The sequence below is a fragment of the Longimicrobium sp. genome, from assembly GCA_036387335.1.
Taxonomy (GTDB): Bacteria; Gemmatimonadota; Gemmatimonadetes; order Longimicrobiales; family Longimicrobiaceae; genus Longimicrobium.
Genome location: DASVTZ010000089.1, coordinates 1 through 21,898, shown reverse-complemented (window position 1 = coordinate 21,898; position 21,898 = coordinate 1). Strand labels below are relative to the sequence as shown.

Sequence of the window (21,898 nt, the reverse complement as noted above, 5' to 3'; positions counted from 1 at the left end):
CCGCCAACGTGCACGGGGTGGAGCTCTTCGGCTTCAAGCGCGCGGGCGGCACCAGCGCGACCGGCGGGCTGGACGAGGCTGCCGCGCACCGCGGTGTCCTCTTCGTGCTGGGCGACGAGCTGGCCGACGCGCCCGAAGGCTTCGGCGCGAACGCGTCGCTCTACGTGTACGTGGGGCACTTCGCATCGCCGGCCGCGCGCAACGCCCACTTCATCCTCCCGGCGACGACGTTCGCCGAGATGGAGGGGACGTTCACCAACGTGCAGCGGCGGGTGCAGCGCTTCTGGCCTGCGATCCAGGCGCCGGGGATGGCGCGTCCGGCGTGGCAGATCCTGGGCGTGCTCCTGGCCGGCATCAGCGACGCCGCCCCCGTCGGCACCGCCGCCGACGCCTTCGCGGCGCTCGCCGCGGTTCGCCCCGAGTTCGGCGGCCTGAGCTACACCGACCTCGCGCAGAACGGCGCGGTGCTGCCGTCCTTCGCGGAGGCGGGAGACTGAACGGAAGTGCGCGAGTGCGTGTGTGCGCTCTTCTGTCATCCTGAGGGAGCCGCCGGACGGAAGCACGCCGTCGCACACCGCACTCTCTGCGGCGAGCGAAGGATCTAGCCGGCGAGGCAGGAGGACGGCGAGCGAAGGCGGGCCCCTCGGTACGCGCAGTAGATCCTTCGTTCCGCGCCAAAGGGTGGAGCAAGGGAGAGGGCGGTGAGGCGCGTCACTCAGGATGACAAATAGAGGGGACGACGAGTCCCCTAACGCACTAACGCACTAACGCACTAACGCACTAGTCCACTGGGCATAGGCACTAGGCACTAGGCACTAGGCACTCGGCACTGGTTTTCAAATGCAGCAGAACGTTTCCCAGCTCCAGCCACTCGGCGACACCGGGTTCCTGATCGCTTCGCTGATCAAGGTGATCCTGGTGTTCTCGGTGCTCATGGTGGTCGTGGCGCTCCTGACGCTCCTGGAGCGCAAGGTCAGCGCGTGGATGCAGGACCGCCTCGGACCGAATCGCGTCGGGCCCGGGGGGCTCGGGCAGCCGCTGGCCGACGGGATCAAGAACATCCTCAAGGAGGAGACCAACCCGGCCGAGGCCAACGGGGTCTTCTTCACGCTCGCGCCGATGCTCTCCATCATCCCGGCGCTGATCACCTTCGCGGTGATCCCTTTCGCGTCGCCGCTGCGGCTGGGGAACAGCGTGGTGCCCATGGTCGTGGCCGACGTGCCGGTGGGGGTGCTCTTCCTCCTCGCCTTCTCGTCGCTGGGCGTGTACGGCATCGTGATCGCCGGGTGGGCCAGCTACAACAAGTACGCGCTGCTCGGCGGCCTGCGGGCAGGCGCGCAGATGATCTCGTACGAGATCGCGCTGGGGCTGGCGCTGATGTCCGTCTTCTTCGTGGTCGGCAACGTCTCGCTGCCTGAGGTGGTGTACCGGCAGCAGGAGATGAACCTATGGTTCGCGCTGCCGTTCTCGGTGTCGTTCCTCTTCTTCTGGATCGCGTCGTTCGCGGAGACCAACCGCCTCCCCTTCGACCTTCCCGAGGCCGAAAGCGAGCTGGTGACCGGGTACCACACCGAGTACTCGTCGATGAAGTTCTCCATGTTCTTCATCGCGGAGTACGCGCACGTCCTGACGGTGTCCGCGCTGATGGCGACGCTCTTCCTCGGCGGGTGGGACATCCCGGGGTGGGGGCGCGACGACATGCTGGGCTTCGACGCGCGGGGACAGTGGGTGGGCGCGCGGCCGGAGTGGTGGCTGACGCTGCTGACGTTCGGGATGTTCGCCGCGAAGACCTTCTTCTTCATCATGGTCTTCATGATCGTGCGCTGGACGGTGCCGCGCTTCCGCTACGACCAGGTGATGGACCTGGGGTGGAAGGTGATGCTCCCCGCCGCGCTCGCCGCCGTGGTGATCACCGCCGCGACCGTGCTCGCGCTGGACTCGTTCGGCGTGCGGGTGACGGACCGGTGGATGGGGATCTTCCCCACCTACGGCCTGGTGCTGACGGCGGTGAACGGGGTGATGCTGGCGGCGGTGCTCTACGTGCTGGACAAGGGCCACGTGCTCGCCGGCACCGGCGCGATGGAAGCGAAGCGGGCGCATGCCCAGGAGCTGGCCCGGCGGCGCACCGCGCGCGTGCCGGTGGGCGGCGCCGCACAACCGTAAGGAGCTGTACTCAAATGGCCGCGACCGTAAAGGTGATGCGTCGCCCGCAGGGGAAGTCGAGCTACCTGCGAGCCTCGCTGAAGGGGATGGCGCTGACGTTCCGGCACCTGATGAGCAACGCCGGGGACCGGAGCACGCAGACCATCCAGTACCCCGACGTCAAGAAGCCGCTGTCGCCGCGGTGGCGGGGGACGCACGTGATGGAGACGCACGACGACGGGCGCCCCAAGTGCGTGGCGTGCGGCCTGTGCCCCACCATCTGCCCGGCCAACTGCATCACGCTGGTGCCGGGCGAGGACGACCAGGGGAACCGCTTTCCCATCGTCTACGAGATCGACGAGTTCCGCTGCATCTTTTGCGGGATGTGCCAGGAGGTGTGCCCGGTGGAGGCGATCCACGTGGGCAACCACTACGAGAACGGCGAGTACACCCGCTCGAACTTCGTGTACGACCTGGACCGCCTGCAGAAGCAGACGCACCCGGTGACGCTGTTGTGGGATCCGTCGGACCCGGCAGGGGAATGAACGGAAGGAAGTGCTAAGTGCTGAGTGCCAAGTGCTGAACCGCAGCCACTTAGGACTTAGCACTTAGGACTTGGCACTTTAAGTCCCGAACCCGGACCCGATTCCGGAGCCCATGAACCAGATCCTGTTCTTCTTCTTCGCCGCGTGCGCGGGCGGGTCGGCGCTGGCGATGGTGACGCGAAGGAGCCCCGTGGCCAGCGCCGTCTGGCTCATCGGGACGTTCTTCTCCGTCGCGGCCATCTACACCCTGCTCGGCGCCTTCTTCATCGGGATCATTCAGATCCTGGTGTACGCGGGCGCCATCATGGTGCTCTTCCTCTTCGTCATCATGCTCCTCAACCTGGGGAACAACGCCGAGGCGGACATGCGCGGGGTGCCCTGGCAGGGGGCCGCGGTGGTGGTGGGGCTGGGGGTGTTCGGCATCCTCACCAGCGTCTTCGTGCGCGGCTACCGCCCGCCGCTGGGGAACGAGGCCGGGCGCGCCGCGCTGGACAACGCGCAGGCCATGAACGGCACCGTGGGGCTCATCGGCATGCCGCTCTACCAGGACTTCATGATCCCGCTGCAGGCCACGGCCATCCTCCTCCTGATCGCGTGCATCGGGGCGGTGGTCCTCGCCAAGCGCAAGGTGTAAAGGCCATGTCCCAGATCCCGGTCGAGTACCCGCTCATCCTCAGCGCCCTCCTCTTCTCCGTGGGAGTGGCGGGGGTGGTGGTGCGGCGCAACATCATCATCCTGTTCATGTGCGTGGAGCTGATGCTCAACGCGGTGAACCTGGCGTTCGTGGCGCTCTCCCCGTTCGCGGGGGTGCAGGGCCAGGTGTTCGTCTTCTTCGTGATCGCCGTGGCGGCCGCCGAGGCCGCGGTCGGCCTGGCGATCGTCATCGCCGCCTTCCGTCACCGGGAGTCGGTGGACGTCAAGAACTTCAGCCTGCTCCGGTGGTAAGCGTCCCGTGACGATCCTCCAAGAGGCCGCGCACGCGGCAACGCAGGCAGGTGCCGAAGGCGCGCACGGCGCCGCCTTCCACCCGGTCCTTCCCTGGGCGATTCTGGCGCTGCCGCTGCTCGGGTTCGTGATCAACGGCATCGTGGCGATCATCGCCGCGCGCCGCGCCCTTCCCGTGCTCCCCCCCGTGGGCGACCCGTACTGGGACGCGCACCACGACGAGCACGCCCACGCCCCCGCGCACCGGCCCGCCCTCGCGATGGCCGGCGCCGCGCCGAGCGAGCAGGAGGGGATGGACCACGGCACCCGCCCCAGCCCCGTGGACGCCGCCCACGACGTGCACCCGCACGCCCACGACGCGCACGGGCATGATGCGCACGGCCACGACGCGCACGACGACCACGGGCACGCGCACGGCCCTAAGCCGCTGACGCACGTGCTGCCCAGCTTCGTGGCGCCGGGGGTGATGCTGCTCGCGTTCGCACTGGCGGTGGCGAACTTCCTGGCGATGCGCGGCGCCCACGCGTTCGAGGCGACGGAGCTCTTCACCTGGATCCCCGCGGGCGACCTGAACGTCTCGGCGGGGCTGCTGCTCGACCCGCTCTCCATCGTGATGGCGCTGATCATCACGGGGGTGGGGTCGCTGATCCACATCTTCTCCGTCGGCTACATGAAGGAGGACCCCGGGTACCCGCGCTACATGGCGTACCTGAACCTCTTCGTCTTCTTCATGCTAGTGCTCGTGCTGGGCTCGTCGTACCCGCTGATGTTCGTGGGGTGGGAGGGGGTGGGGCTCGCGTCGTACCTGCTGATCGGCTTCTGGTTCAGCGAGCGCGCCAACGCCGCCGCCGGGATGAAGGCGTTCATCGCCAACCGCGTGGGCGACTTCGGCTTCCTGCTGGCGATGTTCCTCCTGTTCGCTAACCTGGGCACGCTGGACTTCGCCGGGGTGGCGGACAAGGCTCCCGAGGTGTTCGCGTATGGCGGCGCCGTCGTCACGCTGGTCTGCCTCTTCTTCTTTCTGGGCGCCACGGGCAAGAGCGCGCAGATCCCGCTCTACATCTGGCTGCCGGACGCCATGGCCGGCCCCACGCCGGTTTCCGCGCTGATCCACGCGGCCACCATGGTGACGGCGGGCGTGTACCTGGTGGTGCGCTCCTCGGTGCTCTTTACGCTGGCGCCCACGGCGTCGCTGGTGGTCGCCCTGATCGGCGCGCTGACGGCGATCTTCGCGGCCACCATCGGCCTGAAGCAGTGGGACATCAAAAAGGTGCTGGCGTACTCCACCGTGTCGCAACTGGGCTTCATGTTCGCGGCGGTGGGGATGGGGGCCTACGTGGCCGGCGTCTTCCACCTGATGACGCACGCCTTCTTCAAGGCCTGCCTCTTCCTGGGCTCGGGCGCGGTGATCCACGCCATGCACGCGGCGCTGCACCACACGCACAACCCGGCCGACGCGCAGGACATGCGCAACATGGGCGGGCTGCGGAAGTACCTGCCGGTCACCTTCATCACCATGGGGATCGCGACGCTGGCCATCGCCGGCGTGCCGCCGTTCGCGGGCTTCTTCTCCAAGGACGAGATCATCGGCGCCGCCTGGCTGGGCGCCGCGGGGTCGTCGCCGCTGTCGGGCGCGGAGCTGTTCGGGATCTCGGGCGCCACGTGGATGGGCTTCATCGGCGGGACGCTCTCGATCGCCGCGTTCATGACGGCGTTCTACATGGGCCGCCTGATGATCTACACCTTCTTCGGCCGCTTCCGCGGCGGCGAGACGGAAGAGCGGCACCTGCACGAGGGCGACTGGACGCTGAGCCTGCCGCTGGTGGTGCTCGCGGCGCTCTCGCTGCTGGGCGGCTTCCTCAACGTGGAGGAGGAGGTGCCGGTCGTCGGCATCTTCAACTTCGACGGCGAGGGCGGGGCGCTGCACCGCTGGCTCCACCCGGTGCTCGCCGGGTCCGAGGACGTGATCCGCAACAACCTGCAGAACATCCCCGAGGCGCACCACGCGGCGTGGCCCATCATCCTGGCCATCGTCATCGGGCTGGGCGGGCTGGCGACGGCGTTCGTGCTGCTCGGCAAGAAGGTTCTGGGCAACGCGGACACCGAGCCGACGTACCGCAACGGGATGGAGCGCACGCTCTACAACAAGTGGTGGATCGACGAATTCTACGACCGCGCCGTCCTGGGACCCGTCCGGGCGACGGCGCGCTTCCTGGCGAGCTTCGACCGCCGCGTGATCGACGGGCTGGTGGACTTCGCGGGGCGCACCTCGCAGGCGCTCGGCCTCGTGTTCGGCAGGCTGCAGACGGGGCAGACCAACACCTACGCGTTCGTGCTCGTGCTGGGCGTGCTCCTTCTCCTCGGCGCCTTCGCGCTCTGACGCACCGGGAACGATGAACGACTTCTACCAGAGCCACTGGATCCTGACGTTCCTGATCCTCTTTCCCATGCTGGGCGCGCTGGCCGCGTTCCTGGCCGGGGAGGAGAACGCGAAGCGGGTGGCCCTCGTGGCCGGCCTGATCGAGCTCGCGGTGTCCATCCCGCTCTTCTTCACCTTCAACCCCGTGGGCACCTGCCGCATGAGCGGGGTCGACCCCCGCGCGGGGATGGGGGCGTGGCTGGACCGGACGGTGAACTTCAACAACTGCGCGGACCTCGTCTGGTTCAAGGAGTGGGGGATCCACTACCGGATCGGGATGGACGGCATCTCGCTCTTCATGGTGCTGCTCACCACCCTGCTGCTGCCGCTGATGGTGCTTGGGTCGTGGACGTACATCCGCGATCGCGAGCGCGGCTTCTACGCCTCGCTCCTGGCGCTGACCGGCGGCGTGGTGGGGGTGTTCGTGTCGCTGGACCTCTTCCTGTTCTACATGTTCTGGGAGATGGTGCTGATCCCCATGTACTTCCTCATCGGGATCTGGGGCGGCAAGGAGCGCATCTACGCGGCGGTCAAGTTCTTCCTCTACACGGCGGTCGGCTCGCTGCTGATGCTGGTGGCGATCCTGTACCTCTTCTGGCGCTTCAACGGCGTCACGGCGGGGATCACGCCCAGCTTCTCGTACTTCGACTTCATGACGCTGCAGCTCACCGGGGTGGAGCAGACGATGCTCTTCCTGGCGTTCGCGCTGGCGTTCGCGGTCAAGGTGCCGATCTTCCCCTTCCACACCTGGCTGCCGCACGCGCACGTGCAGGCGCCCACGGCGGGGTCGGTGGTGCTGGCGGGGGTGCTGCTCAAGATGGGGACGTACGGCTTCATCCGCTTCGCCCTCCCCCTGTTCCCGGACGTGGCGCGGAGCGGCGGCGTGGTGAAGTGGGCGATGATACTGGGGCTGGCGGGGATCATCTACGCCGCGCTGGTGGCGGCGGTGCAGCCCAACGCCAAGAAGCTGGTGGCGTACACCTCGGTGGCGCACCTGGGCTTCGTGATCCTGGGGATCTTCGCCTTCAACGCGCAGGGGATGCAGGGCGCGCTGCTGGTGATGATCGGCCACGGGCTCTCCACGCCCATGCTCTTCTTCCTGCTGGGGATGCTGTACGAGCGGCGCCACTCGTACGACATCGCCGACTTCGGCGGGCTGGCGGCGTCGCTCCCGGTGTTCTCGGTCATGCTGGTGTTCGCGGCCATGACCACCATCGGGCTCCCGGGCACGAGCGGCTTCGTGGGCGAGTTCCTGGTGCTGCTGGGCGCATTCCGCAGCCAGCCGTGGATGGCGCTGATCGGCGCCAGCGGGGTGATCTTCGCGTCGTACTACATGCTGCCGATGGTGCAGAAGACCATCTTCAACGCGCTGGACCGGCCGGCCAACCGCCACGTGCCGGACCTCAACCGGCGCGAGCTGGCCATCCTCCTGCCGCTGGCGCTGCTGATCCTGTGGCTGGGGGTGTACCCGAAGCCGTTCCTGGACCGCATGGAGCCTTCCGCCCAGCGCGTCCTTGCGCAGGTGAAGGATTCGCGGATGCCGCAGGGCTTCGGGGCCCCCGTCGCCGTCCAACCGTAGGGGAGAACCGCTTTCATGTTCGCTGACCTTTTCCGGACGCTCGGGCGCCCGGACGTGCTGGACCTGGCCCGCCAGCCGCACTACTTCTGGGCGCTGCTCCCGGAGATCGTGCTGGCGCTGGGCGCCATGGGCGTGCTGATGGTGGACGTCTTCCAGAAGGGGAACCGTTCCGAGCCGTCGCGCCCCAGCGTGGCCTGGCTCGCGCTGGCGGCGCTGGTGCTGGCGGGGTTCGCCAACCTGGCGCTGGTGAACGTGACCGACCGCTCGGACGTGGGGATGGTGGCGCTGGACAACTTCCGGATGATCACCAACTACATCTACCTGGGGTCGGCGGCGCTCACCCTTTTCCTCTCCATGGGCTACCTGGACCGGCGCGGCATCAACCGCGGCGAGTTCCACGTGCTGGTGCTATTCGCCACCCTGGGGATGATGCTGATGGGCGGCGCGCGCGACCTGATGCTCCTCTTCGTGGGGCTCGAGGTGATGTCGGTGGCCATCTACGTCCTGGTGGGCTTCGACCGGCTGGACCCGCGCTCGTCCGAGGGGTCGCTCAAGTACTTCCTGCTCGGCGCCTTCTCCAGCGCCTTCTTCCTGTACGGCCTGGCGCTGGTGTGGGGGACGGTGGGGACGACGAACCTGCGCGGGATCTCGCAGGCGGTCATCGGCGGGGCGGCTCCCTTCGGCGGGATCTTCCTTGCCGGAATGGCGCTGACGATGGTGGGCTTCGCCTTCAAGGTGGCCGCCATGCCCTTCCACATGTGGACGCCCGACGCGTACGACGGCGCCCCCACGCCCATCACGGCGCTGATGTCCACGGGCGTCAAAGCGGCGGCGTTCGCGGCCTTCATCCGCATGTTCGTGATCGGCTTCGGCGGCGCGGGCGACGTGTGGCGCGAACCGGTGTTCTGGCTGGCGGTGGTCACCATGTTCGGCGCCAACCTGATCGCGCTCACCGAGGGGAGCGTCAAGCGGATGCTCGCCTACTCGTCGATCGCGCACGCCGGCTACCTGCTGGTGGCGCTGCTGGCGATGTCGCGGGCCGGGGTGGCGGCGTTCCTGTTCTACCTGGTCGTCTACACCATCGTGACGGCGGGGGCGTTCGGCATGGTGATCGCCAACGCGCGCGAGAACGGCGAAGAGCGGGTGGCGCTGGAAGACTGGGCGGGATTCGCGTCGCAGAAGCCGCTGCTGGCCGGGCTCTTCTCCATCTTCCTCCTCTCGCTGGCCGGCTTCCCGCTCACCGCGGGCTTCCTGGGGAAGCTGTACATCCTGCGCGCGGCGGTGGATGCGGGGCTGGCTCCGGTGGCGGTGCTCCTGGTGCTGGCGTCGCTGATCTCGTACTTCTACTACCTGCGCCTGATCGTCGTGATGTACATGCGTCCCGCGCGCTCGGCCGACGACCACCGCCACGCCTGGCTCCCCGGCCCCACCCGCTGGGCGGTGACAGTGGCGGGGGTGGCGGTGATCCTCCTCTTCTTCCTGGGCTCCAGGCCGATGGGGTGGGCGCTGAAGGGGGCCGATTCGCTGGAGTGGACCCCGGTGCGCGGCGCCACCGCGGCCGGGGTGCAGCCGGGGACGCAGACGTCGTTGCGGTAAACGGATTCAGCGGGCTACGGAACGGGGTGGAGGCCCGGCGGTGAGCGCCGGGCCTCCTGTTTGCAAGGGGAATGGAGACATGGCGGACCGCGACGAGAACCAAGAGAAAGCGCGCCGGGATCGGCGGCGGGAACGTGGCCTGGATGCGGCCGGCGGCGAGAAGCCCTCGCGCGGCCGGCTGGGCCAGGCTGGGCGTGCCGCGGGGCTGACCGCCGCGGCGGCGCTGGCGGCGTACGGCGTCTTCCTGGTGGGCGCGGGAAGGTCGCGCCAGCGCCCCGTGACCGAGCTCCCCAACGCGCTGGGGATGCGGCTGGAGTACGTGCCCTGGGGCGACGTGCACTACGCCTTCTACAGCCGCGAGGGCGAGGGAAGGCCGCTGGTCTTCGTGCACTCCATCAACGCGGTCGCCTCGGCGCACGAGATGCGGCCCCTGGTGCGCGCGCTGGCCCGCGGCGACCGGCCGATCTTCGCGCTGGAGTGGGTCGGCTTCGGCCACAGCGACCGCCCGGAGATCATGTACACGCCGGAGGTGCTGGAAGACCAGCTGGAGCACTTCCTTGAGCGCGTGGTGCGCCCCGCCGGCGGCGCGGACGTGATCGGCCTGTCGCTGGGCGCCACCTACGCCGCCGAGGTCGCCCGCCGCCGGCCGGACCTGGTGCGCTCGCTGGTCGCGCTGGAGCCCGCCGGCCTGGGCGACGACCCGGCCGAGGTGGGGCGCCTGCGCTCGAAGCTGGCCTTCATGCTCCCCGGCGTGCAGCGCGCACTGTACGAGCGCCTCACCACGCCGGACCGCATCTTCGAGTTCGCGCGCGACCAGCTCTTCACCCCCGACTTCGGGGTGCCGGACGAGTTCGTGGAGTACGCGGTGGAGACGGCGCGCGTGGAGGGCGCCGCCCGGCCGCTGGACGACGTGGTGAACGGCCGCCTCTTCGTAAAGGAGGCGATGGAGACGTACCTGCGCCTCCGCCAGCCGATCCTGGTGGTGCACGGCACCGCCGAGAGCCGCCGCGCGGCGCAGATCCAGCGCCTCCCCGAGCTGGAGGAGCGCCCGAACGTGACGGTGGTCGGGCTGCCCACGGGGCCGCTCCCGCACTGGGAGCGCGCCGCCGAGGTGGCCGAGCGCGTCCGCCGCTTCTACGAGGAGCGGCTGGGCGACGTGGAGCCGGCCCAGGCCTGAACCTGCCCCAAGGAGCTCGTGATGATGCTTTTCCGTGCCGCCCTCGTGGGCGCCCTTCTGCTCTCCGCCGCCTGCGGTGGGAACGGCGAGGACGACGAGGCGAACGCGCCCGCCGCCGCGATCGACACCACCAACGAAGACCGGATGGACGGCACCTCCACGCAGCAGGTGCAGGCGGAGGCCAAGGCCATGTCGCCGGAGGAGGCGGCGCGGGCCGGTCTGGTGGACACGACGATCCACCTGGAGAACCTGTCCAGCTCGGACAGCACTCCCCCGGGCGCCACGCTCCCCGGCGCGCCCAACCCCGGCGCACAGGCCGGCACGCGAAACGACACCGTGGCGCCGCTGCCGGAGACCAACCCGAACGCGCGGCCATCGGCGAGGCCGTAACAGCGGGCTCACGCGGAGGCGCGGAGACGCGGGGAGAGGCGCGGATGTGGGTGTCCGCGCCTTTGCTGTGCGGGGGCGGGGCACCGGGGGATCCCACCGGGGGCTAAAGCCCCCGGCTGGAACCACGCGAAGGCGGCTGAAGCCGACTCGTGCATGCCGGCATCGGGGCGGATCTCGCCCGCGAGTCCGCGCAGGCGGACTTTGTGCTGTTGTTGCAGCGAGTTTACTCGCCGGGAGCGGTGGCCTTGCCGGTCCGGCCCGGTCTGGCTATTCTGCCCGGCTTCGGAGCCGCCGGGCGGCATCCGAAACGAATCACCAGACGCTTGAGGAGATGCGCGCGTGAAGAGCATCGTGTGCGTGAAGCGCGTCCCGGACACCGAGGCGCGCCTTCGCATTGCGGGCGACGGGGGGACCGTCGACCCTGCCGGAATGAAGTTCGTGCTGAACCCGTACGACGAGTTCGCCGTCGAAGCCGCCCTGAAGCACAAGGAGGGAGCGGGCTCCGGCGAAGTGACCGTGATGACCGTGGGCGGCGCCGAATCGGCCGAGACGCTGCGCACCGCGCTGGCCATGGGCGCCGACAACGCCGTCCTCCTCAAGTCGGCGGGCGGCCTCGAAGGGCTGGCCGTGGCGCGCGCGCTGGCGGACGAGGTGAAGGGGCGCGAGTACGACCTCCTCCTCTTCGGCCTGCGCGCCGTGGACGACGACCTCCAGGCCGTCGGGCCGATGACCGCCGAGCTGCTGGGCATCCCGGTGACGAGCGCCGTCACGCAGTTCGAGGTGCAGGACGGCAAGGTGGTGGCGCAGCGCGAGATCGAGGGCGGCACCGAGGTGGTGGAGCTGCGCATGCCGTGCGCGCTCACCCTCACCAAGGGTGCCTACGAGCCGCGCTACGCGTCGCTCAAGGGGATCATGGCGGCCAAGAAGAAGCCGCTCGAGGAGAAGCCCGCCGCCACCGGCGACAGCGCCGCCGCCGCGCAGCAGCTCTCCTACCCGGCGGAGCGCAAGGCCGGCCGCATCGTGGGCCAGGGCGCCGACGCCGTGCCCGAGCTGATGCGGCTGCTTCGCGAAGAGGCCAAGGTACTGTAAGGGGAATGGGGAAGTGGGGAATGGGGAATGGTCGCTGCCTGGTTTTCACCATTCCCCAATCCCCAATCCCCATTCCCAATCCACTTCAACGGAACTGACGATCCATGGCAATATTCGCGTTCGCGGAGACGCGTGAGGGGGAGCTGCGCAAGGTGGCGCAGGAGGTGGTGACCGCCGCCCGCACCCTCGCGGACGGGCTGGGCACCGAGGTGGTCGCCGCCGTGCTGGGGAAGCCGGGCACCTCCGGCGTGGCCGCCGACCTGGGCCGCTACGGCGCGGACCGCGTGCTGGCCGGCGAGAGCGAGTCGTTCGACAAGTACCACCCCGAGGCGTTCACCACGGTGATCGCCAGCTACCTCAAGGAGAACGGGTGCGAGGCCGCCCTCTTTCCGGCCACGTCGCTGGGCCGTGACCTGGCGCCGCGCGTCGCCGCGCGCATGGGCGTGGAGTACCTCAGCGAAGTCACCGCCCTCGAAGTGGAGGGTGGGCAGGTGGTCGCCACGCGGCCCAAGTACGCGGGCAAGCTGAACGCGCGCGTCACCGTCACGGGCAAGCCGGCGGTGCTGGCGCTTCGCCCCAACTCCTTCAACCCCGCCGAGAACGCCAGGGCTGGCACCGTCGAGCCGCTCGCCGTCTCGCTGGAGGGCGCGGACTTCGGCGTCATCGTGCGCGAGATCCGCGCGGCGGCGGGGGAGAAGATGGACGTGGCCGAGGCGCCGGTGATCGTGGCCGGCGGGCGCGGGCTGGGGAGCGCCGAGAACTTCAAGATCCTCGAAGACCTCGCCGACGCCTTCCACGGCCGCGCCACCGTCGGCGCCTCTCGCGCGGTGGTGGACGCGGGTTGGCGCCCCCACGCCGAGCAGGTGGGGCAGACGGGCAAGACCGTGTCGCCAACGCTCTACTTCGCCGTCGGCATCTCGGGCGCCATCCAGCACCTGGCCGGCATGCGCTCGTCGCGCTACATCGTGGCGATCAACAAGGACCCCGAGGCCCCCATCTTCAAGGTGGCCGACTACGGCATCGTGGGCGACCTCAACCAGATCATCCCCCGCCTCGCCGAAGAGGTCCGCAAGGTCGTCGGCTGATCCTGCCGGCATGATGGACCCTGAGGCCCGGAGAGGACACATCCTCTCCGGGCCTCTGCCTTTCCCCCCACCCTCTCCCTTCCTCGACCTCCGCATCCCACACCGATACCCGTAGGGGCCGCCCCACGTGGCTGCCCGTGCCCCGCCATGCGCCAATCCCCGGCGTCCGGAACGATCGGATGCCCAAGTTCCCGCATCGCGAACCAAACCGCCGCCCCCACCCTCGCGCCACGCCACGCCCCCGCGTTATCATCCCAACGCAGGCCCATACCCGATCCCCGTCATGGAGCGCGCTTGAACGACCCGCGTCCGTCCCGCAGCACATGGATCGCGCCGGTGGCACTGGCGGTGGCGGTGCTGTCGCTGCTGATGAACGCGGTGCTCCTGTCGAGGCTGCGGCATCCGGAGCGGCTGGCGGCGCCCGCGGTGGGGAGGATGGTGGAGAAGCTCGGGAAATCGGAGGCGAGCATCAAGTACCAGGTCCGGGTGCCGTCGGGGACGCCGCTCCACTTCGACGTCCCCCTCGACCAGACGTACAACATCAAGCTGAACACCACCTTTCCCATCAACACCACCGTGAACGTGCCGCTGCGGGGACCGCTGGGCACCTACATGGTCCGCCTCCCCATCAACACGCGCATCCCGATCAGGACGGACATGCCGGTGCGGCTGCACGACACCTTTCGCGTGCGCACGCAGACGCAGACGGAGTACGTGATCCCGCTGGAGATCCGCGTCCGCGACCTGCCGCTGGACGAGCTTCGCAAGTCGCTGGAGCCATGAACCGCCCCCTCGCCCTCGCCGCGCTCCTGGCCCTCGCCGGCTGCGGCGCCGAGCCCCGCGCCGATCCGCCCCGCGCCGCCGCCCTCCCGTCAGAGGCACCGGCCGCACACACGTGGCGCGCCAACCCGTCGTCCGCCCGCATCACGCACGCGGGCGACACGCTGGTGGTGGAGACGGTCGCGCACGCGATCCTGTGGGAGGAGGACGCACCCGAGTTGGAGCCGCCCTACGAAGTGACCGCCACCATCCGCAAGCGGAGCGGCCGCCTGCACGAAGGGATCGGGCTCGTGCTGGGCGGCACGGGCCTGGAGGGGCCGGAGGCGGGCCAGGTCTACAGCTACTTCCTCACGCGCGGCGACGGCAGCTTCCTGGTGAAGCGCCGCCAGGGGGTGCAGACGCCCATCGTGCGCGACTGGACGCGCCACCCCGCCATCCGCCGCGACGCCGAGGGGGGCGGCCGCCCCAACCAGCTCACGGTGCAGGTGGGCGCGGACGAGGCCGTCTTCCTGGTCAACGGCAAGGAAGTCGCGCGCGTCCCCGCGTCCGAGCTGGCCCTGCGCGGCCGCGCCGGCCTCCGTGCCGCGCATGACGTCCAGATCGAGGTGACCGGTTTCCGCGCCGGGCCCAAGCATCCATGATCTCACGCCGAGACGCGGAGCCACCGAGGAAGGATAACGAAGTTGTCTCTTCTGGTCGTGTGAGTCCCGCCCGCGTTGATGGGCGTCACTGCCGCTGTCGGCCGCCGAAGGCCAGCCGCGCTACCCCTTGACAAAGGGCCTATTCGTTACCCAATCGCATGGCCCTCTGGACGAAGAACCGCCTGAAGTGCGCTTCCTGCAACTACTTGTGTGGTGCAGCAAAACAGTTGACTTCCGCGGTGCGATGCCCTATGATTGTCGTGGATCTGAACGCCGGCCAGTCCGGTTAGTAGGTTCCACCCGGGGGCGGCCAAAAGCCGCCCCCTAATTTTGTGCGCCACTCAGAGCCTTACGATACCCCGCGGATCGTTGCGGGCCGCTTGTGTACACAATATCGCCTGAAGTCGATTGAAATAGTGCTGACCAGATTTCTTCCGCATGTACCCATTCGGGGCGAGTTCCTGGTATAAAAGGAACGCCGCTAAATCAGCGGACTGCACGAAATAGGAGTGCTCTGAGTCCTTGAACACGGGGTCTTCGATGATCTGCACCATCGGAAGGTTGCGGTACCCACCACCGCCCTGATTCGGGATGGGGTTGTATGCGCGGAGCTTCCGCAAGAGGGCTTGCAGGCGTTTGTTGTCGGTGTTGTCCGGTAGGATTATCGCACGGTCGTCCGTGTTAGCCGGGCCGCGGAAGTTGCGATACGAGATCGTATTTTCGAGGCGCTGGATCAGCGTCCTCCACGCATTCTCGAACACGCCGTAACTCAATCCCTTCCCCTGCTTGTCTACCACGACGTTGAGGATGTTCAAGTCCGGAATCGAAGCCAGGGCGTCGGCGTAATCCCGGATGATTGAGAGACGATCGTGTCTTTTGATGCGAACGAGGTTGCCCGGGTTGTTGATGAAGTGTGCCGCATGGATCTCTTCCCGAAGTTTGAGTCCGTGCCTCGCCTTCATATCCTGGCGAAACTGGATCAAGCGATCTAAGACCGCCCGCCATCGTAGCTCGTGCACCACCAAGCCGGTGAGGACGAAGTATCGCGTGGGTGAGTTGATCACTCCGGCATCCCCGCTTTCGTCCACGTACATCAAGAACATGCCAGCCCCACTCACTGCGCGGTTGTGAAGGTACGTTACGAGACGGACCAATGTCGCCGGACACCGCCCGCTGGTGCAAGGTGAAGTGCGTGTACTCGCCATCGTTTGGCCCACCAGCACGCAGCACCTTCTTACGATCTTCCATGAGCAGGCCTCTGGCGGAGGGAGACCGCAAGGCCGGCACGCTCTAAACCACCAGCCGGAACGTTACATCCGAACCGACCCCACCACCCCGTATAGAGACTTGACCACAAGCGGTAATCAGCGTTACGCTTGGAAGGAAGCCACGGAGAACCTGAAGGAAGAACGATGACGCACGCGCTTCGCACTCGCCGAGTTACCGGCCCCCGGATCCGTTCCGGGGCGCAGAGGGCCTGCGCGCGCGTCTGAAACGACGCGCTGCCGCCTGCGCGCGGCGTGGCACCCGTGCCCGCCCCCCGGACCGATCCGGGGGGCGGTTTCGTTTTCCCCGGAGCCGGGCACCCTGCCCGCCCCACCGAAAATCGAGCACACAGGTGCCATCATGCGCGAAACAGCAGCGGGTTCCGAAGCCGGCGGTCGCTTGACCCATCCCGGCGCGGCGGGTAAGATTGGCCCTTCTTATCGAGAGACCCACACGGGGTCCGAAGCCCCGTTTTTCCTATCGGAGACGAGGGGAATGGCCGAGCCGCTCCCGCCGCAGTACAACCCGCAGGAAACCGAGGCCGCGCTCTACCGCTGGTGGGAAGAGCAGGGCTTCTTCCGCGCGGACGCCGGGAGCGGGGACGAGGCGTACGTCATCCCCATCCCCCCGCCCAACGTGACGGCCGTGCTCCACATGGGGCACGGGCTCAACAACACCATCCAGGACCTCCTCACCCGCTGGCGGCGGATGCAGGGGAGGAACGCGCTCTGGATTCCCGGCACCGACCACGCCGGCATCGCCACGCAGAACGTGGTGGAGCGCATCCTCGCGAAAGAAGGCAAGACGCGCTACGACCTGGGGCGCGACCTCTTCGTGGACCGGGTGTGGGCGTTCGTGCGCGAGACGGGGGGCACCATCCTCCAGCAGCTTCGCGCCATCGGCTCCTCGGCGGACTGGGAGCGCACGCGCTTCACCCTCGACCCGTCGCTGTCGAAGGCGGTGCGCGAGGTGTTCGTGCGCCTGCACGAGAAGGGGCTGGTGTACCGCGGCCACCGCATCATCCACTGGTGCCCGCGCTGCCTCACCGCGCTCTCCGATGAAGAGGCGGAGCCGGAGGAGAAACAGGGGAAGATCTGGCACCTGCGCTACCCCGTGGCCGAGGGGGTGGACGGCGGATCGCTGCCGCGCCTCGCCGACGGACGCGCGTACCTGGTGGTGGCCACTACGCGCCCGGAGACGATGCTGGGCGACACCGGCGTGGCCGTGAACCCGTCCGACGAGCGCTACGCGGGGATCGTGGGGAAGGAGCTGGAGCTTCCCCTCACCGGCCGCCGCATTCCCGTGGTGGCGGACGACTACGCAGACCCGGAGTTCGGCTCTGGGGCGGTGAAGATCACGCCCGCCCACGACGCCAACGACTTCGACGTGTCGCAGCGCACCGGCCTCCCGGCGCTCGACGTGATGACCCCGGAGGCGTCCATGAGCGACGCCGTGCCGGAGCCGTTCCGCGGGCTGGACCGCTACGACGCGCGCCGTGCCGTGGTGGCGGCGTTCGAGGAGCTGGGACTGCTGGAGAAGGTGGAGGACCACACCCTCTCCGTGCCGCACTGCTACCGGTGCGACACGGTGGTGGAGCCGCGCCTTTCCGAACAGTGGTGGGTGCGGATGAAGCCGCTCGCTGAGCCGGCGCTCCAGGCGTGGCGCGATGGGCGCGTGCGCTTTACGCCTGAGCGCTACGGGCGCACCTACGAGTACTGGCTGGAGAACATCCGCGACTGGTGCATCAGCCGCCAGCTCTGGTGGGGGCATCGCATTCCCGTGTGGTACTGCGGCTGCGGCGAGATGATCGTGGCCCGCGAGGACCCGACCGCCTGCACGAAGTGCGGAAGCACGGAGCTGGAGCAGGACACGGACGTGCTGGACACCTGGTTCTCCAGCTGGCTGTGGCCCTTCTCGACGCTGGGATGGCCGGAGGACACGGCGGACCTGCGCGCGTTCTATCCGAACCACACGCTGGTGTCCGGGCACGACATCCTGTTCTTCTGGATCGCCCGCATGATCATGGCGGGGCTGGAGTTCATGGGCGAGGTGCCCTTCCGCGACGTGTACCTCACCGGGATGGTGCGGGACCACCTGGGGCGGAAGATGAGCAAGTCGCTCGGCAACGGCGTGGACCCGCTGGACGTGGTGGCGCGCTTCGGGGCCGATGCGCTGCGCTACACCATGATCACCGGCGCCGCGGCGGGGATGGACCAGGGCGTGAACCCCGACAACCTGGAAGAGTCGTTCGGGCCCGCGCGCAACTTCGCCAACAAGCTGTGGAACGCGGGGCGCTTCGCCCTGATGAACCTGGGCGAGGGCGAGCGCGTGCCCCTCGCAGAGGTGCAGGGCGACCTGGAGCTGGCGGACCGCTGGATCCTGTCGCGCCTGTCGAAGGCGGTGCGCGAGACGACGGAATCGCTGGAGAAGTTCAGGCTCCAGGACGCTGCGCTGCGCGGCTACCAGTTCTTCTGGGGCGAGCTGGCGGACTGGTACCTTGAAGCCGCCAAGGCCCGCCTGCGCGGCGACCTGGGCGAGGCAAGCCAGCGCGCCTCCCGCGCCGTCCTGGCCGAGGCTCTGGACGGCGCGCTCCGCCTCCTCCACCCGGTGATGCCGTACATCACCGAGGCTGTGTGGCAGAAGCTGCCGCGCGCGGCCGGCGACGGGCCCGCGCTGATCGTGGCGCCCTGGCCCACCCCCGGCGCCGAGGACGCGGCGGCCGAGGCGGGCTTCGCGGAGGTGCAGGAGGCGATCGGCGCCATCCGCAACATACGCGCGGAGTACGGGATCGCGCCGGGCACCCGCATCCCGCTGCGTATCCCGTCCGCGGGCGACGCGGCGCGCGCGGCGATCGAGGGGAGCGCCCGCGCCCTGCTGGACCTGGCGCGCGTGGAGACGGTGGAGTGGGGCGCGACGGACGGCGAGGTGGGCGCGAACGCCGTCCTCCGCTCCGGCACCGAGCTCTTCGTGCCGCTGGCCGGCGTGATCGACCTGGACAAGGAGCGCGCCCGCCTGCGCACCGAGTGCGGCCGCCTGGACGGCCTGATCACCGGCACCGAGAAGAAGCTGGGGAACGAGAGCTTCGTGGCCCGCGCCCCCGCCGAGGTGGTGGAGAAGGAGCGCGAAAAGGTGGCGGCGTTCCGCGAGCAGCGGGCGAAGCTGGCCGACAAGCTCGCCGCGCTGGAGGGGGGCTCGTGAAGCGCCTGTGGATGTGCGCCGCGCTGCTGGTGGCGGCGTGCGCGCACATCGAGGCGCCCACCGGCGGCGAGGAGGACAAGGTGGGGCCGCAGCTCCTCACCACGCGGCCGGACACCTTTGCCCGCGCCCCAAGCCTCCGCGCGCCGGCCGTCTTCGTCTTCGACGAAACGCTCTCGGAGGAGCGGCTGGAGGAGGCGGTCTCCGTATCGCCTCGCACCAGCGCCGTCGCGGTGGACAAGAGCGGCGACGAGCTGCGGGTCTCGCTGCGCCGTGGATGGGAGCCCAACCGCATCTACCAGGTGGTGCTCGACTCCACGGTGCACGACCGCTTCAACAATCGCATCCAGGAGCCGATCCGGCTGGTCTTCTCCACCGGCCCCGAAATCCCGGAGACCTTTCTCTCCGGCACCGTGCTGGAGCGGCAGACGGCGCAGCCCGCCAAGGGCGTGCGCGTGGAGGCGATCCTGCGCCCCGACTCGCTCGTCTACGCCACGCGCACGGACGAGGCGGGGACCTTTGCCTTCGCGCAGATCCCGGCGGGGGAGTACCAGGTGCGCGCCTTCAGCGATCCCAACGCCAACCGGTCGCTGGAGCCCTTCGAGTCGCGCGACACCGCCGTTGCTCGCGTGGCCGTGGGCGCGCAGCCCTCGGTGGGGCTCAGCATCGTGGCGCCCGACAGCTCCGCCCCCAAGGCGCTGGAAGCAACGGGCGCCGACTCGGCGATCGCGGTGCGCTTCGACGACTTCCTGGATCCGGCGCAGCGCATCGAAGTCACGCAGGTGCGGCTCCTGGCGCCGGACAGCACGCCGGTGCGCATCGTGTCGGTGGTGATCGGCGCGCCCACGGACGTCCCCGCGGCCGCGCCGGACACCGCAGCCGCCCCCGTCGCGGGCGACACGGCGCGGCGGGGGGCGCCGGCCGCCGCGCGCGGGCCGGTGCCCTCGCGCACCATCACCGTGCGCGTGGCGGGTGCGCTGCGGCCGGACGCGCAGTACACCATCCGCGTGGAGGGCGTGCGCAACCTGGTCGGCCTCACGGGCGGGGGCGAGCTTCGCCTGCGTACGCCGCGCGCGGCAGCCGCTCCGCAACCGGCCGCCACGCCGCGGGCGGGAACGACGCCCCCGGCCACACCACAGGCTCCGCCCGCGAACCCGGCTCCGGCTCGCCCCTGAGCCGCCGTCTCTCATCTCCCCAACGGGAACATCGCCATGACCGAATCGTCGCCCCTCTCGGGGCTGCTCGCAGGGAAGAAGGGGCTGATCGTAGGGGTCGCCAACCAGAACTCCATTGCCTGGGGGTGCGCGCGCGCACTGGCCGGGGCGGGGATGGAGCTGGCCTTCACCTACCAGGGCGAGGTCATGCGCGACCGCGTCACCCGCACGGTGGCCGAGCTGGGCGACGTGCCGCTGATGGACCTGGACGTGCGCGACGAGGCGCAGGTGGCCGCCGTCTTCGGCGCGCTCAAGGAGCGCTGGGGGCAGCTCGACTTCCTCCTCCACTCCGTCGCCTTCGCACCCAAGGCCGCGATGGCGAACCCGTTCATCGAGACGCAGCGCGACGACTTCCTCGCGGCGCATGAGATCTCGGCGTACTCCCTCGTCGCCCTCTCGCGGGCGGCCTCGGCGATGATGCCGGAAGGCGGCAGCATCGTCACCATGACCTACTACGGGTCGCAGAAGGCGGTGCCCGGGTACAACGTCATGGGCGTGGCGAAGGCGGCGCTGGAGGCGTGCGTGCGCTACCTGGCGATCGACCTGGGGCAGCGCGGCATCCGCATCAACGCCGTCTCGGCCGGCGCCATCAACACGCTGGCGGCGCGCGGCGTGGCCCACTTCCGCGACCTGATGCGCATCACCGCCGAGCGCTCGCCGCTCAAGCGCACCGTGGAGCCGGACGAGGTGGGGAACGCGGCCCTCTTCCTGGCCTCGCAGCTCTCCGCCGGGGTCACGGGCGAGACGATGTACGTGGACGCCGGCTTCAACATCACCGCGGGTTGAAGCCACCGGTCTTCCTGGACCGCGACGGCACGCTGATCGCCGACCGCCACTACCTGTCCGACCCCGCCGGCGTGGAGCTCCTACCCGGCGCGGCGGAGGCGGTGGCGCGGCTGAACGGGGTGGGGCACCCCGTCTTCCTGGTGACCAACCAGTCGGGCATCGGCCGGGGATACTTCACCGAAGCGCAGTACCACGCCGTGCACGCACGGCTCGTGGAGCTCCTGAACGAAGCTGGCGCGCGGCTGGACGGCGAGTACCACGCCCCGCACGCCCCCGCCGACCCCGACCCGGAGGAGCTGCGCAAGCCGGGCGCGGGGATGTTCCTGCGCGCCGCGCGCGAGCACGGACTGGAGCTGGCCGGCGCCTACTTCGTCGGCGACCGTCTGCGCGACGTGGCCCCGGCGGAGCGGTTCGGCGGCACGGCGATCCTGGTCCGCGGCCCCCAGACGGAGGTCGCGGAGACGCCCCCGCACGTCCAGATCGTGGAGTCGGTCGCGGAAGCGGTGGAGCGAATCATCATGCTGTCGCGGGGCTGACGGTCCGATTATCTTGGAGCCAGCCCCTCCCGGCGCCGCGGACTGAAACCTGCGACGCTCGAAAGGGTAACAAGTGGCCGATGCGGCGGGAGTCGTTCAGCCCGCGACACACCATACACTGCGGGGGCAGCGATGCAGACCGAAAACGCGACCGTGAACGTGAATACGGAGACCGCCACCAGCCCCGTCACGGTGACCCCGACGGCCGTCGCCGAGGTTCGCCGCTACATGGAGGAGCAGGGGGCCACCGAGTCCGCCGGGCTGCGCGTGGGCGTGCTTCCGGGCGGGTGCTCGGGCTTCCAGTACGGCCTCAACATCGAGGACGAGGCCGGCGAGGACGACATGATCCTGGAGTCGAACGGGGTGCGGCTGTTCGTGGACCCGTTCAGCCTCCAGTACCTGGCCGGCGTGGAGATCGACTTCGTCTCCACCTTCCAGGGCTCCGGCTTCACCTTCAACAACCCGAACGCCAGCGGCGGCTGCGGCTGCGGCAGCTCGTTCACGGTGTGAGGG

The 21,898-nt window shown here is 69.3% G+C and carries 20 protein-coding genes; 19 read left to right on the top strand and 1 reads right to left on the bottom strand.

From position 1 onward, the window contains the following. The 14 genes from VF647_08030 to VF647_07965 form a co-directional block, all read left to right on the top strand. Positions 1 to 497: molybdopterin-dependent oxidoreductase (locus tag VF647_08030; protein ID HEX8452029.1), on the top strand; the 497-nt coding region annotated here is incomplete at its 5' end. A gap of 343 nt (positions 498 to 840) precedes the next feature. Further along, positions 841 to 2,163, top strand: coding sequence for an NADH-quinone oxidoreductase subunit NuoH (gene nuoH, locus VF647_08025; GenBank protein HEX8452028.1), 1,323 nt, complete (start codon positions 841 to 843; stop codon positions 2,161 to 2,163). Between the two features lie 14 nt (positions 2,164 to 2,177). Further along, positions 2,178 to 2,687, top strand: coding sequence for an NADH-quinone oxidoreductase subunit I (locus VF647_08020; GenBank protein ID HEX8452027.1), 510 nt, complete (start codon positions 2,178 to 2,180; stop codon positions 2,685 to 2,687). 112 nt (positions 2,688 to 2,799) lie between these two features. After that, the gene (locus VF647_08015) at positions 2,800 to 3,321 is read left to right on the top strand and encodes an NADH-quinone oxidoreductase subunit J (GenBank protein HEX8452026.1); all 522 of its coding nucleotides are present in this window, start codon (positions 2,800 to 2,802) and stop codon (positions 3,319 to 3,321) included. A 5-nt stretch (positions 3,322 to 3,326) separates the two neighbouring features. Further along, entirely contained in the window at positions 3,327 to 3,632 is a 306-nt protein-coding gene (nuoK, locus tag VF647_08010; protein HEX8452025.1) for an NADH-quinone oxidoreductase subunit NuoK, read from the top strand. 7 nt (positions 3,633 to 3,639) lie between these two features. Further along, the gene (gene nuoL, locus VF647_08005; GenBank protein HEX8452024.1) at positions 3,640 to 6,012 is read left to right on the top strand and encodes an NADH-quinone oxidoreductase subunit L; all 2,373 of its coding nucleotides are present in this window, start codon (positions 3,640 to 3,642) and stop codon (positions 6,010 to 6,012) included. A gap of 13 nt (positions 6,013 to 6,025) precedes the next feature. Beyond that, entirely contained in the window at positions 6,026 to 7,630 is a 1,605-nt protein-coding gene (locus VF647_08000) for an NADH-quinone oxidoreductase subunit M (GenBank protein ID HEX8452023.1), read from the top strand. 15 nt (positions 7,631 to 7,645) lie between these two features. Beyond that, positions 7,646 to 9,226, top strand: coding sequence for an NADH-quinone oxidoreductase subunit N (locus VF647_07995; protein ID HEX8452022.1), 1,581 nt, complete (start codon positions 7,646 to 7,648; stop codon positions 9,224 to 9,226). Positions 9,227 to 9,305: 79 nt separating this feature from the next. Continuing rightward, positions 9,306 to 10,403, top strand: a complete 1,098-nt coding sequence (locus tag VF647_07990; protein HEX8452021.1) for an alpha/beta fold hydrolase — start codon at positions 9,306 to 9,308, stop codon at positions 10,401 to 10,403. A gap of 21 nt (positions 10,404 to 10,424) precedes the next feature. Continuing rightward, on the top strand, positions 10,425 to 10,793 hold the full coding sequence (locus tag VF647_07985; GenBank protein HEX8452020.1) for a hypothetical protein: 369 nt from the start codon (positions 10,425 to 10,427) through the stop codon (positions 10,791 to 10,793). A 339-nt stretch (positions 10,794 to 11,132) separates the two neighbouring features. Further along, positions 11,133 to 11,882 (top strand): electron transfer flavoprotein subunit beta/FixA family protein, encoded by a 750-nt coding sequence (locus VF647_07980; GenBank protein HEX8452019.1) that lies wholly within the window; start codon positions 11,133 to 11,135, stop codon positions 11,880 to 11,882. A gap of 104 nt (positions 11,883 to 11,986) precedes the next feature. Further along, entirely contained in the window at positions 11,987 to 12,967 is a 981-nt protein-coding gene (locus VF647_07975) for an electron transfer flavoprotein subunit alpha/FixB family protein (GenBank protein ID HEX8452018.1), read from the top strand. 294 nt (positions 12,968 to 13,261) lie between these two features. After that, positions 13,262 to 13,750 carry a hypothetical protein gene (locus VF647_07970; protein ID HEX8452017.1) on the top strand — a complete coding sequence of 163 codons (489 nt, stop codon included), beginning with the start codon at positions 13,262 to 13,264 and terminating at the stop codon, positions 13,748 to 13,750. After that, the gene (locus VF647_07965) at positions 13,747 to 14,388 is read left to right on the top strand and encodes a hypothetical protein (protein ID HEX8452016.1); all 642 of its coding nucleotides are present in this window, start codon (positions 13,747 to 13,749) and stop codon (positions 14,386 to 14,388) included. The genes VF647_07970 and VF647_07965 overlap by 4 nt, the downstream gene beginning before the upstream one ends. Before the next feature lie 341 nt (positions 14,389 to 14,729). Here the strand turns inward: VF647_07965 and VF647_07960 are convergent, their stop codons facing one another. Then, complete coding sequence (locus VF647_07960) at positions 14,730 to 15,482, bottom strand: DUF3800 domain-containing protein (GenBank protein ID HEX8452015.1); 753 nt, start codon at positions 15,480 to 15,482, stop codon at positions 14,730 to 14,732. A gap of 667 nt (positions 15,483 to 16,149) precedes the next feature. Here VF647_07960 and VF647_07955 point away from each other — a divergent pair. From VF647_07955 to erpA, 5 genes are all read left to right on the top strand, one after another. Continuing rightward, a complete protein-coding gene (locus VF647_07955; protein ID HEX8452014.1) occupies positions 16,150 to 18,852 on the top strand; it encodes a valine--tRNA ligase in 2,703 nt (900 codons plus the stop codon). Beyond that, positions 18,849 to 20,024: a carboxypeptidase-like regulatory domain-containing protein gene (locus tag VF647_07950; GenBank protein HEX8452013.1), complete on the top strand. Its 1,176-nt coding sequence runs from the start codon at positions 18,849 to 18,851 to the stop codon at positions 20,022 to 20,024. Before VF647_07955 ends, VF647_07950 begins: the two co-directional genes overlap by 4 nt. A gap of 36 nt (positions 20,025 to 20,060) precedes the next feature. Next, positions 20,061 to 20,849: an enoyl-ACP reductase gene (locus tag VF647_07945; GenBank protein ID HEX8452012.1), complete on the top strand. Its 789-nt coding sequence runs from the start codon at positions 20,061 to 20,063 to the stop codon at positions 20,847 to 20,849. Beyond that, positions 20,846 to 21,385 (top strand): HAD family hydrolase, encoded by a 540-nt coding sequence (locus tag VF647_07940; protein ID HEX8452011.1) that lies wholly within the window; start codon positions 20,846 to 20,848, stop codon positions 21,383 to 21,385. Before VF647_07945 ends, VF647_07940 begins: the two co-directional genes overlap by 4 nt. 132 nt (positions 21,386 to 21,517) lie before the next feature. Next, on the top strand, positions 21,518 to 21,895 hold the full coding sequence (gene erpA / locus VF647_07935) for an iron-sulfur cluster insertion protein ErpA (protein ID HEX8452010.1): 378 nt from the start codon (positions 21,518 to 21,520) through the stop codon (positions 21,893 to 21,895). Positions 21,896 to 21,898 lie beyond the last annotated feature (3 nt).

Excerpts from the sequence above, each read along its gene's own strand:
- nuoH (HEX8452028.1), top strand. The coding sequence starts at position 841 with ATGCAGCAGAACGTTTCCCAGCTCCAGCCACTCGGCGACACCGGGTTC.
- VF647_08020 (HEX8452027.1), top strand. The coding sequence starts at position 2,178 with ATGGCCGCGACCGTAAAGGTGATGCGTCGCCCGCAGGGGAAGTCGAGC.
- VF647_08015 (HEX8452026.1), top strand. The coding sequence starts at position 2,800 with ATGAACCAGATCCTGTTCTTCTTCTTCGCCGCGTGCGCGGGCGGGTCG.
- nuoK (HEX8452025.1), top strand. The coding sequence starts at position 3,327 with ATGTCCCAGATCCCGGTCGAGTACCCGCTCATCCTCAGCGCCCTCCTC.
- VF647_08000 (HEX8452023.1), top strand. The coding sequence starts at position 6,026 with ATGAACGACTTCTACCAGAGCCACTGGATCCTGACGTTCCTGATCCTC.
- VF647_07995 (HEX8452022.1), top strand. The coding sequence starts at position 7,646 with ATGTTCGCTGACCTTTTCCGGACGCTCGGGCGCCCGGACGTGCTGGAC.
- VF647_07990 (HEX8452021.1), top strand. The coding sequence starts at position 9,306 with ATGGCGGACCGCGACGAGAACCAAGAGAAAGCGCGCCGGGATCGGCGG.
- VF647_07985 (HEX8452020.1), top strand. The coding sequence starts at position 10,425 with ATGATGCTTTTCCGTGCCGCCCTCGTGGGCGCCCTTCTGCTCTCCGCC.
- VF647_07975 (HEX8452018.1), top strand. The coding sequence starts at position 11,987 with ATGGCAATATTCGCGTTCGCGGAGACGCGTGAGGGGGAGCTGCGCAAG.
- VF647_07965 (HEX8452016.1), top strand. The coding sequence starts at position 13,747 with ATGAACCGCCCCCTCGCCCTCGCCGCGCTCCTGGCCCTCGCCGGCTGC.
- VF647_07960 (HEX8452015.1), bottom strand. The coding sequence starts at position 15,482 with ATGTACGTGGACGAAAGCGGGGATGCCGGAGTGATCAACTCACCCACG.
- VF647_07955 (HEX8452014.1), top strand. The coding sequence starts at position 16,150 with ATGGCCGAGCCGCTCCCGCCGCAGTACAACCCGCAGGAAACCGAGGCC.
- VF647_07945 (HEX8452012.1), top strand. The coding sequence starts at position 20,061 with ATGACCGAATCGTCGCCCCTCTCGGGGCTGCTCGCAGGGAAGAAGGGG.
- erpA (HEX8452010.1), top strand. The coding sequence starts at position 21,518 with ATGCAGACCGAAAACGCGACCGTGAACGTGAATACGGAGACCGCCACC.